The sequence below is a fragment of the Caproicibacter sp. BJN0012 genome (assembly GCF_035986805.1).
Lineage (GTDB): Bacteria > Bacillota > Clostridia > Oscillospirales > Acutalibacteraceae > Caproicibacter.
In genome coordinates this window covers 1,485,419-1,500,801 of record NZ_CP142518.1, presented here as the reverse complement: position 1 = coordinate 1,500,801, position 15,383 = coordinate 1,485,419, and the positions used below count along the sequence as shown (strand labels likewise).

Annotated in this window: 14 protein-coding genes and 1 riboswitch; of the genes, 5 read left to right on the top strand and 9 right to left on the bottom strand. The window is 55.1% G+C overall.

Annotated elements, in window-relative coordinates:
* Positions 1 to 2: 2 nt before the first annotated feature.
* Both thiC and thiD read right to left on the bottom strand, forming a co-directional pair.
* Positions 3 to 1,316, bottom strand: coding sequence for a phosphomethylpyrimidine synthase ThiC (gene thiC / locus VA597_RS07225; protein WP_128742107.1), 1,314 nt, complete (start codon positions 1,314 to 1,316; stop codon positions 3 to 5).
* Positions 1,313 to 2,107 carry a bifunctional hydroxymethylpyrimidine kinase/phosphomethylpyrimidine kinase gene (thiD, locus tag VA597_RS07220; RefSeq protein WP_128744244.1) on the bottom strand — a complete coding sequence of 265 codons (795 nt, stop codon included), beginning with the start codon at positions 2,105 to 2,107 and terminating at the stop codon, positions 1,313 to 1,315. Before thiD ends, thiC begins: the two co-directional genes overlap by 4 nt.
* Before the next feature lie 241 nt (positions 2,108 to 2,348).
* Positions 2,349 to 2,447, bottom strand: a riboswitch (TPP riboswitch).
* A 728-nt stretch (positions 2,448 to 3,175) separates the two neighbouring features.
* Between thiD and VA597_RS07215 the strand changes: the two genes are divergently transcribed.
* The 5 genes from VA597_RS07215 (at position 3,176) to VA597_RS07195 (ending at position 9,013) form a co-directional block, all read left to right on the top strand.
* Positions 3,176 to 4,093 carry an ABC transporter permease gene (locus VA597_RS07215; protein ID WP_205703207.1) on the top strand — a complete coding sequence of 306 codons (918 nt, stop codon included), beginning with the start codon at positions 3,176 to 3,178 and terminating at the stop codon, positions 4,091 to 4,093.
* 15 nt (positions 4,094 to 4,108) lie between these two features.
* Complete coding sequence (locus VA597_RS07210) at positions 4,109 to 5,167, top strand: ABC transporter permease (RefSeq protein ID WP_128742105.1); 1,059 nt, start codon at positions 4,109 to 4,111, stop codon at positions 5,165 to 5,167.
* Complete coding sequence (locus VA597_RS07205) at positions 5,164 to 6,177, top strand: ABC transporter ATP-binding protein (RefSeq protein ID WP_128742104.1); 1,014 nt, start codon at positions 5,164 to 5,166, stop codon at positions 6,175 to 6,177. The genes VA597_RS07210 and VA597_RS07205 overlap by 4 nt, the downstream gene beginning before the upstream one ends.
* Complete coding sequence (locus VA597_RS07200) at positions 6,170 to 7,156, top strand: ABC transporter ATP-binding protein (RefSeq protein WP_128742103.1); 987 nt, start codon at positions 6,170 to 6,172, stop codon at positions 7,154 to 7,156. Before VA597_RS07205 ends, VA597_RS07200 begins: the two co-directional genes overlap by 8 nt.
* Positions 7,157 to 7,345: 189 nt before the next feature.
* Positions 7,346 to 9,013 (top strand): peptide ABC transporter substrate-binding protein, encoded by a 1,668-nt coding sequence (locus VA597_RS07195; protein ID WP_128742102.1) that lies wholly within the window; start codon positions 7,346 to 7,348, stop codon positions 9,011 to 9,013.
* A gap of 82 nt (positions 9,014 to 9,095) precedes the next feature.
* Here VA597_RS07195 and VA597_RS07190 read toward each other — a convergent pair whose 3' ends face one another.
* The 7 genes from VA597_RS07190 to VA597_RS07160 all read right to left on the bottom strand — a co-directional run bounded on the left by VA597_RS07190 (position 9,096) and on the right by VA597_RS07160 (position 15,377).
* Positions 9,096 to 9,875, bottom strand: coding sequence for an acetyl-CoA carboxylase carboxyltransferase subunit alpha (locus VA597_RS07190; protein ID WP_128742101.1), 780 nt, complete (start codon positions 9,873 to 9,875; stop codon positions 9,096 to 9,098).
* The gene (accD, locus tag VA597_RS07185) at positions 9,862 to 10,743 is read right to left on the bottom strand and encodes an acetyl-CoA carboxylase, carboxyltransferase subunit beta (protein ID WP_128742100.1); all 882 of its coding nucleotides are present in this window, start codon (positions 10,741 to 10,743) and stop codon (positions 9,862 to 9,864) included. Before accD ends, VA597_RS07190 begins: the two co-directional genes overlap by 14 nt.
* Complete coding sequence (gene accC / locus VA597_RS07180) at positions 10,740 to 12,080, bottom strand: acetyl-CoA carboxylase biotin carboxylase subunit (RefSeq protein ID WP_128742099.1); 1,341 nt, start codon at positions 12,078 to 12,080, stop codon at positions 10,740 to 10,742. The genes accD and accC overlap by 4 nt, the downstream gene beginning before the upstream one ends.
* Positions 12,062 to 12,508 carry a 3-hydroxyacyl-ACP dehydratase FabZ family protein gene (locus VA597_RS07175; protein ID WP_128742098.1) on the bottom strand — a complete coding sequence of 149 codons (447 nt, stop codon included), beginning with the start codon at positions 12,506 to 12,508 and terminating at the stop codon, positions 12,062 to 12,064. Before VA597_RS07175 ends, accC begins: the two co-directional genes overlap by 19 nt.
* Before the next feature lie 62 nt (positions 12,509 to 12,570).
* Positions 12,571 to 13,002 (bottom strand): acetyl-CoA carboxylase biotin carboxyl carrier protein, encoded by a 432-nt coding sequence (gene accB, locus VA597_RS07170; protein WP_128742097.1) that lies wholly within the window; start codon positions 13,000 to 13,002, stop codon positions 12,571 to 12,573.
* Positions 12,999 to 14,240, bottom strand: coding sequence for a beta-ketoacyl-ACP synthase II (fabF, locus tag VA597_RS07165; RefSeq protein ID WP_128742096.1), 1,242 nt, complete (start codon positions 14,238 to 14,240; stop codon positions 12,999 to 13,001). Before fabF ends, accB begins: the two co-directional genes overlap by 4 nt.
* 3 nt (positions 14,241 to 14,243) lie before the next feature.
* Entirely contained in the window at positions 14,244 to 15,377 is a 1,134-nt protein-coding gene (locus VA597_RS07160; protein WP_128742095.1) for an NAD(P)H-dependent flavin oxidoreductase, read from the bottom strand.
* Positions 15,378 to 15,383: the final 6 nt, after the last annotated feature.

Here is a 15,383-nt window from a genome sequence, read left to right as displayed (position 1 = left end):
CCTTACTTTTCAGAACAGAACGTAACCTTTTTCCCTTCGAGGATCAGGTTGGTCGTCCGGACGGCGCACATTTTTCCGCACATGGAGCAGGTGTGGCGGTCGGCGGGCGGCGTGCTTTCAAAATACCGCCGCGCCTTTTCTCCGTCGATCGCGAGCCGGAAGATCTCGTCCCAGTCCATGTTCCTGCGGGCCTGCGCCATCCTGCTGTCGCGCTCACGCGCGTGCGGGATCCCTTTCGCAAGGTCCGCCGCGTGCGCCGCGATCAGGCTTGCGACGATCCCCTCCTTCACGTCGTCCAGGTCCGGCAGGCGAAGGTGCTCCGCCGGAGTGACATAGCACAGGAAATCCGCGCCCGACGCCGCTGCGATCGCTCCGCCGACGGCCGCGGTGATGTGGTCGTAGCCGGGGGCAATGTCCGTCACCAGAGGGCCCAAAACGTAAAACGGCGCGCCGTGGCACAGGCGCTTCTCCAGCGCCATGTTGGCAGCAATTTCATTCATCGCCATATGTCCCGGTCCCTCCACCAGAACCTGGACGTCCTTCTTCCAGGCGCGCTCGGTCAGATCCCCGATCTCGATCAGCTCGGCGATCTGGCCGGCGTCGGTGCTGTCGTCCAGGCAGCCGGGCCTGAGGGCGTCGCCGAGAGAGATTGTCACGTCGTATTCGCGCAGAATGTCAAGCAGTTCGTCGTAATGTTCGAAAAACGGATTTTCATTCCCGGTCATCTCCATCCACGCGAACAGCAGCGAGCCGCCGCGGGACACGATGTTCATTTTCCTCCCCTGCCGGCGGAACGCTTCGACCGCCCGGCGGTTCATCCCGGCGTGGACCGTCATAAAATCCACGCCCTCTCTGGCGTGCGCCTCAACAACTTTCAGAAAATCCCGGGCGGTGATCTCCAGCAGGTCCTTTTCCAGATAACCGACCGCGTCGTACACGGGGACCGTTCCGATCATCGCGGGAGACTCGGCGATCAGCCTCTGCCGAAACTCACGGGTTTTGCCATAATTGCTCAGATCCATGATCGCGTGCGCGCCGAACCGGGCCGCAAGCTCCGCTTTTTGAAGCTCTGTCCCATAATCTTTGCAGTCGCCGGAAACGCCGAGGTTCACATTGATCTTCGTCGCGAGGCCCTCGCCGACCCCTTCCGGGGAAAGCGCCGTGTGGCCGGCGTTCGCCGGGATCACCGCGTGGCCCGCCGCGACCAGCGCAAGGAGCTTTTCCGGCTCCATCCCCTCTTTGGCGGCGACCGCTCTCAGCTCTTTTGTAACAACGCCCTTTTTCGCGGCTTCCATCTGAGTCTGAACATTCTTCATCGTCTGATTCCTTTCATAAAATAAAAGTGATTGGTCGGGCCGTGCCCCTTCCCCACCGGCAGAGCATGTTCAATCGCCGCGGTCACATACTCCTTCGCGGCGCGCGCCGCTTCGGGCACGGACATCCCTTCCGCAAGGTTCGCGGCAATGGCGGAGGAAAGCGTGCATCCTGTCCCGTGTGTATTATCCGTTTCGATTCTCTCGTGAGTAAATATGGTAAACTCGTTTCCGTCAAACAGCAGGTCTTCCGCGTCGCCGGAGAGATGCCCGCCCTTGAGCAGGACGTTTTCGGCTCCCATCCGGCGCAGCCTCTCGGCAGCCCGCTTCCGGCCGTCCAAAGTCTCGATTTTGATTCCCGTCAACGCTTCCGCTTCCGGCAGATTCGGCGTCAGAACATACGAGAGAGGAAGCAGTTCTTCCCTCAATGTCTGCAGCGCATTCGGATGCATCAGGGCACAGCCTCCCTTGGCCACCATCACGGGGTCAAGCACCACGCCGGGCGGCCCGTACTGCCGGAGCTTTCGCGCAACCGCCCGCATCTGCGCCGAACCGGACAGCATTCCGATCTTTACGCCGTCCACCCGGATATCCTCAAACACGGCGTCGAGCTGGTCCCCGATCACGGACGGTTCGAGATCGCAGACGGAAAGGACGCGGGAGGTGTTTTCCGCCACAACGGAAACGATCACGCTCATGCCGTAAGCGCCGTGCGCGGCAAAGGTTTTCAGGTCCGCCTGAATCCCTGCCCCGCCGCTGCAGTCGGAACCCGCGATCGTCAGAAGATTTTTGATATATCGTCCCCTCTTTCTATATATAATGCGCTGAATCCAAACTCTCCTTTCTCCATAAAAACGGGGTTTCAAACGGCAAAAAAATACCCGCCGGACATGCGGCGGGCTGATTCATCTTTGCTCCCTACGACAGCGTTGACTGACAGGTTCAAAGGGTCAGGTTTTACCTTCTCAACTCGATTTGAGTCCCCCCGCGATATTCAGTTAAAAAGGCGTCCGCCAAAAACAGGCGAACGCCAATCGAAAACTCAATGCACGTTCCCTACTTCGGTATTAACCGACAGGTTCAAAGGGTCAGGTTTTACCTTCTCAACTCGAGCGAGTTCCCCCCGTTTTCTGTTATTATATCTTTTTTCAGGTTTTCTGTCAATCATGCCGGATTAAAAATTATGCAACTGCAAATCCCCGCCATTGAACAGAATTCCTCGGCCATTTCCCGCTTTCACCACCCTCCATGGCAACAGCCCATCCGCCGGAATTTATTGAGGTGTCTACAATCCAATGAATATTCTTCCATTTCCATTAAAATTATTCAAAGCACAGCCGGAAGGGGCATGGCGCGGGCACAAATTTGGCCTTGACAATTATAAAATGTTCAACTATACTTTTATTTAAATTCATGTGAGAGTTCAGCATCAGTTATTTTTTAACTTTCATCATGCTTTCGGACGATACCAGCAAAAAGACGAACTGAAATAAGCCATGGGAAGTGGTAAAGGTTCCGGGGAGGAATTTATCTCTCCGTAAAGAAGCATAGCGGTATGGGTTTCAGCAGATCGGCGTTTCCATACATTGATCGAAGATAAAAATAAGATGCCTTGCCTATCGTGACTTAATGCGCCAGTTCCCATGATAAACGGAGTGATTGGCAATTACATAATGCATGTGAAACGCTCGGTTAATTCACGTAGCGGGTTTTTCGGTGCAAAATTATAAAAATTCCAGCAATGAATATTTATAAGTCATACAGTAATATTCTAGCATGAAGATTTATTGAGCGGCAGGCGCATTCAACGAGGAATGTACCTGCCGTTTCTAATAAATAGAAGGAAAAAGGGGGATATTTTTTTGGGAGCATTTGCCATAAAAAGAACCGGTTATGCCATACTGACAATTTTCTTCATATCCATCATCACTTTTACGCTGATGAATCTGATTCCCGGCGGCCCGTTCTTAAGCGAAAAGAATATACCGAAAGAGACTTTAACCGCATTAAATGCGAAATACGGCCTCGACAAACCGTTGCCGCAGCAATATCTGACCTATATGGGAAATCTGCTGAAGGGCGACCTTGGGGATTCCTTGAAACAGAAAGGCCGCTCCGCCAACGACATTATTCTCACGGCATTTCCGGTGTCCGCCAGGCTTGGCGGAATCTCCATTTTGCTTGCATTGATTCTGGGAGTCATCATGGGGTCCGTTTCCGCCTTGAACCGGGGACGCTTTACAGACCGCGCCCTAATGGTTGTTTCAACCCTGGGAATCGCGGTCCCAAGCTTTGTGATGGCGACATTTTTAATGATCATATTCGGCGTGAAGCTGAAATGGCTGCCTACGTTCGGGCTGCGCTCCTTCTCCGCCTACATTCTGCCGTGCGTCACGCTGGCTTTCTACCCGATGTCCTACATCACCCGGCTGATGCGTTCCGGCATGCTCGACGCCCTTGATCAGGATTACATCCGGACAGCCAAATCCAAGGGGGTCGGAAGGCTTGTGCTGCTGTATAAGCACGCTCTGCGCAACGCCATTTTACCCGTCATTACCTACCTTGGGCCTTTGCTTGCCTACACAGTCACCGGAAGCTTCGTGGTTGAAAGCATCTTTAACATTCCGGGCCTCGGCCGTGAGTTTATCCTGTGCATCACGGCGCGCGATTATCCTTTGGTTATGAGCACAACCATATTCCTAGCCGTCCTGATTGTAGTGATGAACCTGGTTGTTGATCTCTGTTATAAACTGATCGATCCGCGGATCTCATTGCAGTAAGGGAGGATAATGGAAATGGAAGCATTCAAGAACCCGTTTACTCTTCAATTAAGAACGGACGATTTTCTGCCCGCGGACGAGGAGGAAAAGCAGCAGCTTGTCGTCATGAGGGAAAGCACCACCTTTTGGAGGGACGCTCTCAGTCGGCTTCTTCACAACAAAATAGCAATGACGGCTTTTGTCGTGATCGTCTTAGTCATGGTCTTTGCCTTTGTCATGCCTAATTTTTATCCATATACTTATGACCAGCAGATTCGCGGCAGTGAATTTCTGCACCCGATGCAGTATTCTCAGAAAGAAATGAAAACCATACAGGCCGGCGGCAGTGTCTTCCCCCACATTCTCGGCACGGACATGCACGGACGCGACATGGTGATCCGTCTGATGATGGGGACCAGGGTTTCCCTTCTGGTCGGCATCATCGCCAGCATTCTGGTCCTTTTGATCGGAACGATTTACGGCGCGATCTCCGGATATTTCGGCGGCGTGGTCGACCTCGTCATGATGAGGATCGTGGACATCATCTATTCCATCCCGGATATGCTGACGATCATTCTGCTTCAGGTCACCCTGAAGGAACCCCTGACAAAACTTTTCGACACGCATCCATCGCTGTCCTGGCTGCAAAGCCTCGGTGTCCCGATGGTCAGCATTTTTATCACATTCAGTCTGCTGTACTGGGTCAACATGGCAAGAATTGTCCGCGGACAGGTCATGTCGCTCAAAGGACAGGAATTTGTCACGGCCGCGCGCGCACTCGGCGCTTCCAGCAAACGGATTATTTCAAAGCACCTGATTCCGAACTGCATCAGCGTCCTGATCGTCACCACCACGCTGGAAATTCCGAGGGCGATTTTCACGGAAGCGTTTCTGAGCTTTCTCGGCCTTGGCGTGATGTCGCCGATGGCCAGCCTTGGTTCCCTCGCCTCCGACGCGCTGGGCGGAATCGAATCCTATACTTATCTGCTCGTCGCTCCATCCGTTGCCATCAGCATTATCATTCTCTCCTTCAATCTGTTTGGAGACGGTTTACGGGATGCGTTTGATCCAAAGCTGAAGGAGAATAAAAAATGAACCAGAAACATTTGCTTGACATCAACGATTTGAGAGTGTCCTTTTTTACCCCTGCCGGAGAAGTGAAGGCGGTCAACGGCGTTTCTTACACGCTGGATTACGGGGAGGTCCTCGGCATTGTCGGGGAATCCGGAAGCGGAAAAAGCGTTTCCGCCTATACCCTGACGGGACTGGTCGACCGGCCGGGCAAAATTGTCGGCGGAACCGTGAATTTCAACGGCCATCAGATCGAGAAGCTCTCCGAAAAGGAATTCCGGAAAATCCGGGGAAAAGAAGTCAGCATTATCTTTCAGGATCCCATGACTTCCCTGAATCCCGTTTTCACCATCGGGAATCAGCTGACCGAAATGCTCAAACTTCACACCGATAAAAATCGCGAAGAACGTAAGCAAAGGGCGATTGAACTGCTGAATCTGGTCGGCGTGAACGAACCCGAAAAACGTCTGACGCAGTATCCGCATGAGTTTTCCGGCGGAATGCGCCAGCGCGTCATGATTGCGATGGCCCTGGCCTGCGAACCGAAGCTGCTGATCGCCGACGAACCGACCACGGCGCTCGACGTGACCATTCAGGCCCAGATTATGGAACTGATGGTGGAATTAAAACAAAAAATCAATATGTCCGTCATGCTGATCACGCATGACCTTGGCGTCGTTTCCGATGTCTGCGACCGCATCGCGGTGATGTACGCCGGAAAGATCGTCGAAATCGGCACGACGGATGAAATTTTTTATAATCCAAAGCACTGCTACACAAAAGGGCTGCTTCGTTCCATTCCTAAAATCAACGAATCCTCCCATGAGCGCCTGGTCCCGATCGAGGGCACTCCGGTCGATCTTCTGAATCCCCCGGCAGGATGCCCGTTCGCGCCAAGGTGCGAATCCTGCATGAAAATATGCCTAAAAAGGATGCCGGAATTCACGCAGATCTCCGAAACACATAAAAGCGCCTGTTGGCTGAACCAAAAGGAACAGTTTGAAAAGCAGGAAGGAGCGGCCGTCAATGAGTGAAAAATTATTGGAGGTCCAGCACCTCAAACAGTATTTTCCGGTGAAAACAGGCATGTTTAAAAAAGGTTTTGTCCAGGCGGTCGACGATGTCAGCTTTTATATCAATCGCGGCGAGACCTTCGGGCTGGTGGGGGAAAGCGGATGCGGAAAAACCACGACCGGCCGTACGATTCTTAGGCTTTATGAGCCGACCGGCGGAAAGATCTTTTATGACGGCGCCGATGTGACAAAAGTCGATTTTAAACCTTACCGCAAAAAAATGCAGATTGTTTTTCAGGACCCCTACGCGTCTCTCGATTCCAGAATGACGGTGGGCGACATCGTCGGAGAGGCGATCGACATTCACGGGCTTGCCTCGTCAAAGGCGGAGCGCAAGGACAAAATTCTTTCTCTTTTAAATCGGGTTGGACTGAACAGCGAGCATGCGAACCGCTATCCGCACGAATTTTCCGGCGGGCAGCGCCAAAGGATCGGCATTGCGCGCGCGCTTGCCGTCAACCCGGAATTTATTGTCTGCGACGAACCGATTTCCGCTTTGGACGTTTCGATTCAGGCGCAGGTGATCAATATGTTTGAAGACCTTCAGCAGGAGCTGGGTCTGACTTATCTTTTCATCGCGCACGATCTTGCCGTAGTCAAACATATCAGCAACCGGATCGGCGTGATGTATCTTGGCAAACTGGTCGAGCTTGCAAACAGTGAAACGCTGTACGCAAGGCCGCTTCATCCTTATACACAGAGCCTGCTTTCCGCAATTCCGGTCCCGGACCCAAAAGCCAGCCGGAAGAAAAAAAGAATTGTTCTGGAGGGCGATGTGCCCAGTCCTCTTCATCCGCCCACAGGCTGCCGTTTTCGCACCCGGTGCCCCTATGCGGTGCCGAAATGTGCCGAAGAGGTTCCTGAGATGCGGGAATATGAACCGGGGCATTTTGCCGCTTGTCACAGAATTGAGGAAATTAGAAAAGTTGAAGTGCATTAGGCCTTGATTCCATGAAAAACATTGCGCATTTCGGCTAAAATTGTGCTTTGCAGCGTAAAATAAGGTTCGGAATACAGCAGACATGGTCATTTTGTGTTTCTGCAATGCGTGATTTTACTTCGGAATTGCGTCAGTCAGCAGACCAAGGCCTCGAATAAATGCAAATATTTTCATTTGGAGGGAAAGTTTATGACAAAAAAGTTATTGTCTTCGGTGCTTGCCGCAGCCATGATCGCAACGGCATTCACCGGATGCGGCGGTTCCGCATCGACGTCGTCACAGGCATCGTCCGGCGCAGGTTCGGCCGCACAGTCTAACACATCCCTGAGCGTCCATGTAGGCTCGGAGCCGGATTCCATGGATCCCGCGCTGAATACCGCGGTTGACGGCGGTATTTACATTCAGCACGTTTTTGAAGGTCTGACTAAACTGGATGAAAGCGGAAAAATCGTCAACGGCCAGGCAAAGGACATCAAAGCGAGCGACGACGGTCTGACCTACACCGCCACGCTGCGAGACGACATTAAATGGTCTGACGGCAAGGCCGTCACCGCCCAGGACTTTGTTTATGCATGGCAGCGTCTGGTCGACCCCAAGACCGCTTCCGAATACAGCTATATGATGGACCCGGTTGTGAACGCCACTGATATTTACACGAGCAAGAACAAGGATGTCACCAGCCTTGGCGTCACCGCGAAAGATGACAAGACCCTCGTGATCAAGCTGAACGCTCCCTGTGCCTATTTCCTGCAGCTGCTGTCACGCCCGATGTTCTACCCGCTCCGCAAAGATGTTGTCGATGGGAACGACAAGTGGACACAGGACCCCAAAACTTATATCGGCAACGGCCCCTATAAGATGACGGCCTGGAACCACAAGGAAAGCATCATCGACCAGAAAAGCGACACTTATTACAACAAGGACGCCGTAACGGTCAATCAGATCAAATTCATGCTGATGGACGACGACTCCGCGATTCAGGCCGCTTACCAGAACGGCGAGCTGCAATTCGCCGACTCTTACCCTGTGGAAGAGCAGGATAAATGGGCCGCCACGAAAGATTATCACAGCATCGATCAGCTTGCAACCTACTATGTCGCCTTTAACTGCAAGAAAGCTCCGTTCGACAATCCGAAGGTCCGCAAAGCGCTCACACTTGTAGTCGACCGCAATTATATTATAAAAAATATTACAAAGGCCGGCCAGATCCCGGCGGACGCGTTTGTCTCTACCGGCGTCAGCGATGCCGATACAACCAAACAGTTCCGCGACGTGGGGGGCAGCTATTACTCCGTAAAGGACGACGATTACGATAAAAATGTCGCGGAAGCCAAACAGCTCCTTTCCGAAGCCGGATATCCGGACGGCAAGGGGTTCCCGACTTTCGAATATTCTTTCAACACCAACAGCGGCCATAAGGCCATCGCCGAAGCACTTCAGAATATGTGGAAAGAAGAGCTGGGCATCAACTGCACCCTCGCATCCCAGGAATTTGCGGTTTTCATCGATAACCGCCAGAAGGGCAATTACGACGTTGCCCGCGACGGATGGATTGCAGATTACAACGACCCGATTTCCTATTTGGACCTGTTTATGACAAACTCCGGCAACAATGATCCACACTGGTCCAACAAGGATTATGACGCTCTGATTGCCAAAGCGAAAGCCACCGGCGACCAGACGGTCCGCATGCAGTCGATGCACGACGCGGAAAAAATTCTGATGGACGACATGCCGGCATGCCCGATCTATTTCTACACCGATCCGTATCTGTTGAATACAAATATTTCAAACGTAGTGGTCACACCGCTCGGCGACAAAATTTTCGCATACGCGAAAGTTGCCGCGAAAAGCTGAAATAACATCGATATAAAAAAGGCCCCGAACGATCGAGATGATCTTCGGGGCCTTTTTTCGGCCTTGCCACGCCGGTCTCAATTTAATTTTCAAAGTTTCCGATTTTTCGAAATCTTTCATATCTGAGATTCAGAAGCTCTTCCGCGCCAAGTTCCCGGCTGTGAGTCAGAGTCCGAATCAGCTGTATTTTTAAAAAGGCACAGGTCTTGGAAAAACCAAGTCCCTCCGGTACGATCCGGTCGATCACATGCAGAGCCAGCAAATCCTGGGCCGTTATTTTCAGATATTCCGCCGCGTCCCTCACCCGTGCGGGATCCTTCCATAAAATGCTCGCGCACCCTTCCGGTGAAATCACCGAATACACGGCGTTTTCCAGCATCCAGACCTCATCGGCAACCGCCAGGGCCAGGGCACCTCCGCTGCCTCCCTCTCCGATCAGGATGGAAATCACGGGGACCCTAAGGCCCATCAGTTCCGTCAGATTCTCCGCAATCGCCTGGCCCTGGCCTCGTTCCTCCGCGCCGATCCCGCAGTATGCCCCGGAGGTATCCACAAAACAGACGACGGGGCGTCCGAACTTTTCCGCAAGCCGCATCTGGCGCAAAGCCTTCCGATACCCTTCCGGATGCGCCGAGCCAAAATTCCGGGCGACCCTTTCCTTCGTGCCGTGCCCTTTTTCAATGCCGATCACCGTAACCGGAATTCTTCCGAGCATTCCGATCCCGGCGATCACCGCGGGATCATCCCCGAACCGCCGGTCGCCATGCATCTCGGTGAAATTATAAAACAACCTCCCAATGTAATCCTTGGCGGTCGCGCGGCCGTCCGCTCTGGCCGCAAGCAATTTTTCATAGGCATTCATCCGTATTCGCGCCTCCCGCGTGGAATTCCAGCAGCCTGGCAAGCAGCCGTTTTTGCGTCTTGCGATTGGATATCTGATCGACAAAGCCCTTTTCCAGCAGAAACTCCGCGCGCTGGAATCCCTGCGGCAGCTTCTGCCGAATCGTCTGCTCGATCACGCGCGGCCCGGCGAAACCGATCAGTGCTCCGGGTTCCGCCAGAATAATATCGGCCTCCATCGCGAAGCTGGCGGTCACGCCGCCCGTTGTCGGATTGGTCAAAACCGCAATATAAAGAAGTCCGGCGTCGCTATGCCGCCGAACCGCCCCGCTGGTCTTCGCCATCTGCATCAAAGCAAGAATCCCTTCCTGCATCCGGGCTCCTCCGGAAACGGTGAAACCGACGACGGGAAGCCGGCGCTTCAGCGCATACTCGAACAGCCGGGTGATCTTTTCACCAACCGCCGTCCCCATGCTTCCCATCATAAAGGAAGGCTCCATCGCAAAAACGCAGCAGGGGAATCCGCCGATCCGGCAGGTGCCGCAGACAACCTCATCTTTGTTCGCCTCCGGGTGACGCGCCTGTTCCAATTTTTCGTCGTATCCCGGAAAGCCCAGTGGATTTTGGGAGGCAACATCAGCGTTTTGCTCACAGAATGTGCCCTCGTCTGAAATCAGGGCAATCCGCCGGCGCGCAACGATCCGAAAGTGCCAGCCGCAGCGCGGGCAAACATAGCTGTTCTCCGCAAGCGCGTCCCGAAACAGAAGCTTCCGGCAGGACGGGCAGGTCACGCACATATTTTCCGGGACGGACGGTCCCGGGGTTCTGTCCCGTTCGATCTCTCCCTCCAGCCCGTTTCTCGGACGCTTGAAAATTCCTCTGTGAATCATAGTCTCCCCCGTTCGGTCAGAGTGGATGTGGTGTATCGTCCGGACTGAAAGGCGTCCTCCTGCAACAGCTCCAGAAGGAATTCCACGTTCTGGTCCACCCCTTCGACCACCAGTTCGCACAGGGCGGCCTGCATCTTGCGCACGGCCTCTTCCCGCGTCTTCGCCTGGACAATCAGCTTGCCGATCATGGAATCATAAAAAGGCGTGACCACATAGTCCGGATACAGAGCGGTGTCAAACCGGACAGACGGACCTCCCGGAATGTGAAGCAGCGTGATTTTTCCACACCCGGGGCGGAAATTCTCTTTGGGATTTTCCGCGTTGATCCGGCACTCGATCGCGTGGCCGCACAGCGGGATATCCTTGGACGTAAAATCCAGAGGGAGTCCGGAGGCAATCCGGATCTGCCATTTGACCAGATCGATTCCCGTCACCATTTCGGTAACAGGGTGTTCCACCTGAAGGCGCGTGTTCATCTCCATAAAATAAAAGCGGCCGTCCCGGTCCATCAGGAATTCAACCGTTCCTGCGCCGGTGTAGCCGACCGCGCGCATGGCGCGTTCGCACAGCTTGGAAAGCTCCTCCCTTTGCTGCGATGAAACCGCCGGAGACGGGCTTTCCTCCAGTACCTTCTGGTTTTTTCTCTGCATGGAGCAGTCCCGTTCCCCAAGGCAGACAATATTTCCGAGCGTATCGCACAGGACCTGCATTTCAATATGTTTGACGCCGGTCATGTATTTTTCCAGATACATCCCGCCGTCCCCGAACGCGCTTTCCGCCTCTTCAGAGGCCTGGGACAAAGCGCGGTCGAGTTCCTTTTCAGCCCGGATCAGCCGGATCCCGCGCCCGCCGCCCCCGGCGCGTGCCTTCACAAGCAAGGGATATCCGATCTCAGCGGCGGCCAGTTTCGCGCCGTCCGGATTTTCCACCAGCCCGGAGCCTGGGATCACGGGAACCGACGCGGCTTTCATGGTGCGTTTTGCCTCATCCTTGTCGCCCATTTTAGAAAGGACTTCCGGAGAGGGACCGATGAACGAAACGCCGCATTTTGCGCACAGCCGCGCAAACTCCGCGTTTTCCGACAAAAGCCCGTAGCCCGGATGGATCGCCTGCGCCCCGCTTACGGCGGCGGCGGACAGGATGGCGCTCATGTTCAGATAGCTGTCTTTCGCGCGCGCCGGGCCGATGCAGTAGCATTCATCCGCAAGACTGACGTGCAGCGCATCCCGGTCGGCTTCCGAATAAACCGCAACGGTGGAGATCCCCATCTCCCGGCAGGCACGGATTACCCGAACGGCGATCTCGCCGCGGTTCGCAATCAGGATTTTGGAAAACAAGATGACTCTCCCCCCGTCCTGACCAAGGCAAACGAGAATTCCCCGCTGACGCAGAGCTTTCCGTTTACGAAGCCGGACCCTTTCGCAAAAAAGAACGGGCCCTTTTTCCTGACAATTTCACAGACCATTTCAATCCGGTCCCCCGGCAGGATACTGCCTCTGAACCGGGCTTTGTCGATTCCCGCAAACATCGGGGTCACTGGCCCGGACGAATCGTCAATCAGAACACAGCAGGTCTGCGCCAGCATCTCACACTGGATCACGCCGGGAACGATCGGCATTCCCGGGAAATGCCCCTGCAAGAACCACTCGTCTCCCCGAACCGTATAGACCCCGTGCGCCTTGCCGTCCGCACCCTTTTCCGCTTCGTCAATCAGGAGCATCGGCGGTCTGTGCGGCATTATCTTCATCAATTCATCACGATTCATAGGATCCTCCGTTCCGCCTCGCGGCTGAATTTTCTCCTGTGAAATTTTTTCCAACCCGCCGGTTATGCAAATTGGAAGAGCGTCTGCCCGTACTCGACAACATCGCCGTTCTTTACGCAGATTTCAAGAATTGTCCCGTCCTGTTCCGCGTTGACCTCGTTCATCAGCTTCATCGCCTCAATGACGCAGAGAACGTCGCCTTTTTTTACACGGCTCCCGGCCTTTACAAACGGCTCCGCGTCCGGCGACGGCGCGGCGTAAAACACACCGACCATCGGCGACTTGATCTCCTGGCAATTTTGATCCGCCGCCCTCTCTCTGCCTCCGGCAGGTGCGGACTGCACGGTCGGAATCGCCGCCGCAGAAGCCTGAGAAATCGAGGCCGGCTGCTTTTCCAGCCTGATATGATCCTCGCCGCAGCTCAGTTCAAGGGCGCTCAGGCCGTTTTCTTTCAGGATTCCCGCCAGCGCGCGAACCTGTTCCAATTCCATCATGCCGGACCCACCTTTCCTTCTTTTCGAAACGCGACGCAGGCGTTGTGCCCGCCGAACCCGAGAGAGATGGAGACGGCACAATTCGGATGCGCCTGTACTGCCTGATTCGGAACATAATTCAGGTCGCAGTCCGGGTCCGGGTCCCGGTACCCGATCGTCGGCGGAACCGTACCGGTGGAAAGCGCCAGAACGGAGGCAATCGCTTCAACCGCGCCGGCCGCCCCGAGCATATGCCCCGTCATCGACTTGGTGGAACTGATGTACGCCTTCCGCGCCAGATCGGGCAGGGCCTTCTTGATCGCGAGCGTCTCCGTTTTGTCGTTGAGCGGCGTTCCGGTACCGTGGGCGTTGATGTAAAGGACGTCCGTCTCCCCGATGCCGGATTCCTCCGCCGCCAGCCGGATCGCTTCCGCACCGCCTCGGGCTTCCGGATGGGGCGCCGTCGGATGATATGCGTCGCAGGTGTTGCCGTAGCCGGTGACTTCCGCATAAATCTTCGCACCGCGGGAAACCGCGTGTTCGTACTCCTCAAGGACCAGAATGCCCGCGCCTTCCCCGATGACAAAACCGTCCCTCCGTTTATCGAACGGCAAGGAGCTGTTCAAAGGGTCGTTTTTCGTTGAAAGGGCCATGCAGTTGATAAACCCGGCTACCGCGAGCGGCAGGACGGAAGCCTCCGCTCCTCCGGCGAGAATCGCGTCCGCATATCCGTACCGGATCGCGCGGAATGCTTCCCCGACCGTGTGCGAGGACGTTGCGCACGCCGTGACAACCGGCAGGCAGGGTCCCTGCGCGTTATACCGGATGGCGATATTGCCCGCCGCCATGTTGCCGATCATTTTCGGAATAAAATAAGGCGAGATCCTCGACGGGCCCTTGCTGAAAAGCTTTTCCGTCTCTTCTTCAATGGTATGGATGCCGCCGATGCCGGAGCCGACATAGACGCCCAGCCTGCGCGGATCGATTCCGGTCAGGCCGCTGTCGCTCATCGCCTGGTCCGCCGCCGCCAGGGCGTACTGAGAAAACAGGTCCGTTTTCCGGACCTCGCTTTTCGACATGCAGCAGGCGGGGTCAAAATTCTTGACTTCCGCGGCAACTTTTACCTTATAATCCGTCGTGTCAAACTTTGTAATGAACCCGACTCCGCATCTTCCGGCGGTCAGGCTATTCCAGAACTCTTTCACGCTGTTCCCGACCGGGGAAACCACGCCGAGCCCCGTTACGGCTACTCTTCTCATCGTTCAGACTCCTTTTCCGGCAAGCGGAACCTCTGATTTTGTGTTCAACTCCTGTCCACGGAGAACCGCCTTCTGATACTCTTCGGCAAGCTCCTCCATCAGCCCATGCACCGTTGTGATCTCGTGGACTCTGCCTCCGTTCGCCCCGATAAAGACAAACCCGCTCTCCAGGTTTCCCCTGCAGGCGTTCACCAGCGCGTCGGTAATGCAGTAGGCTCCCTTTTCCTGGCGGCAGGAGGTAATGCAGTGATAAGGGCAGAACTTCGGCCTTTTGCCTCCCGCCGCCGCGCTTGCCAGAAAATCATTTTTGATGGCTCTTCCCGGCATTCCGACCGGGCTCTTGATGATTTCAATGTCTTCTTCACGGCAGTTGACAAAGGCTTCCTTGAACCGCGGATCGGCGTCGCATTCCTCCGTAACGACGAACCGCGTCGCCATCTGTACCGCGGAAGCGCCCAACTCTAAAAAACGATAAATATCTTCGCCGGTAAAAATTCCTCCGGCTGCAATGACCGGAATATTCCGGCCCGCGGTCCTCTCATAAGGCCTTACCGCGGCCACGACCTCCGGGATGATTTTTTCCAGCCGGTAATCCGGGTCGTCGATCTGCTCCGGATGAAAGCCGAGGTGTCCTCCCGCTTTGGGACCTTCCACCACAAAGGCATCCGGGAGATACCGGTAACGTTTGAACCACCACCTGGAGATCTGGTCCGCCGCCCGGGCGGAGGACACGATCGGCACCAGCTTTGTTCCGCATCCTTCCGGGCGGAATTCGGGGAGCCTCAGAGGCAGGCCCGCGCCCGCGAAGATCAGGTCGATTTTTTCTTCCATCGCCGTGCGCGCCATTTCCTCAAAGTTGGTCAGCGCGACCATGATGTTGACGCCGAGAACGCCCTTTGTTCCAGACCGTGCCCTGGCGATTTCCGCCCGGAGCCCGGCGCGGTCTTCCGACAGCTTTCCGCTGCCGCCGGCCATTACCCCGACGCCGGCCGCTGAAATCACCCCGACGCCGCCTTCGTTTGCCACTGCGGAAGCAAGGCCGCTCATGGAAATCCCGATTCCCATTCCGCCCTGGACCACAGGCGCCTTTATCTTCAGTTCCCCGATATGAAAACCGGTTCCCGTCCAATCCGCCATGAATGC

Coding starts and splice junctions, on each gene's coding strand:
- VA597_RS07205 (WP_128742104.1), top strand. CDS start 5,164: ATGAACCAGAAACATTTGCTTGACATCAACGATTTGAGAGTGTCCTTT.
- accD (WP_128742100.1), bottom strand. CDS start 10,743: ATGATTCACAGAGGAATTTTCAAGCGTCCGAGAAACGGGCTGGAGGGA.
- VA597_RS07160 (WP_128742095.1), bottom strand. CDS start 15,377: ATGGCGGATTGGACGGGAACCGGTTTTCATATCGGGGAACTGAAGATA.
- VA597_RS07210 (WP_128742105.1), top strand. CDS start 4,109: ATGGAAGCATTCAAGAACCCGTTTACTCTTCAATTAAGAACGGACGAT.
- thiC (WP_128742107.1), bottom strand. CDS start 1,316: ATGAAGAATGTTCAGACTCAGATGGAAGCCGCGAAAAAGGGCGTTGTT.
- VA597_RS07200 (WP_128742103.1), top strand. CDS start 6,170: ATGAGTGAAAAATTATTGGAGGTCCAGCACCTCAAACAGTATTTTCCG.
- VA597_RS07195 (WP_128742102.1), top strand. CDS start 7,346: ATGACAAAAAAGTTATTGTCTTCGGTGCTTGCCGCAGCCATGATCGCA.
- accB (WP_128742097.1), bottom strand. CDS start 13,002: ATGATGGAATTGGAACAGGTTCGCGCGCTGGCGGGAATCCTGAAAGAA.
- VA597_RS07190 (WP_128742101.1), bottom strand. CDS start 9,875: ATGAATGCCTATGAAAAATTGCTTGCGGCCAGAGCGGACGGCCGCGCG.
- VA597_RS07175 (WP_128742098.1), bottom strand. CDS start 12,508: ATGAATCGTGATGAATTGATGAAGATAATGCCGCACAGACCGCCGATG.
- fabF (WP_128742096.1), bottom strand. CDS start 14,240: ATGAGAAGAGTAGCCGTAACGGGGCTCGGCGTGGTTTCCCCGGTCGGG.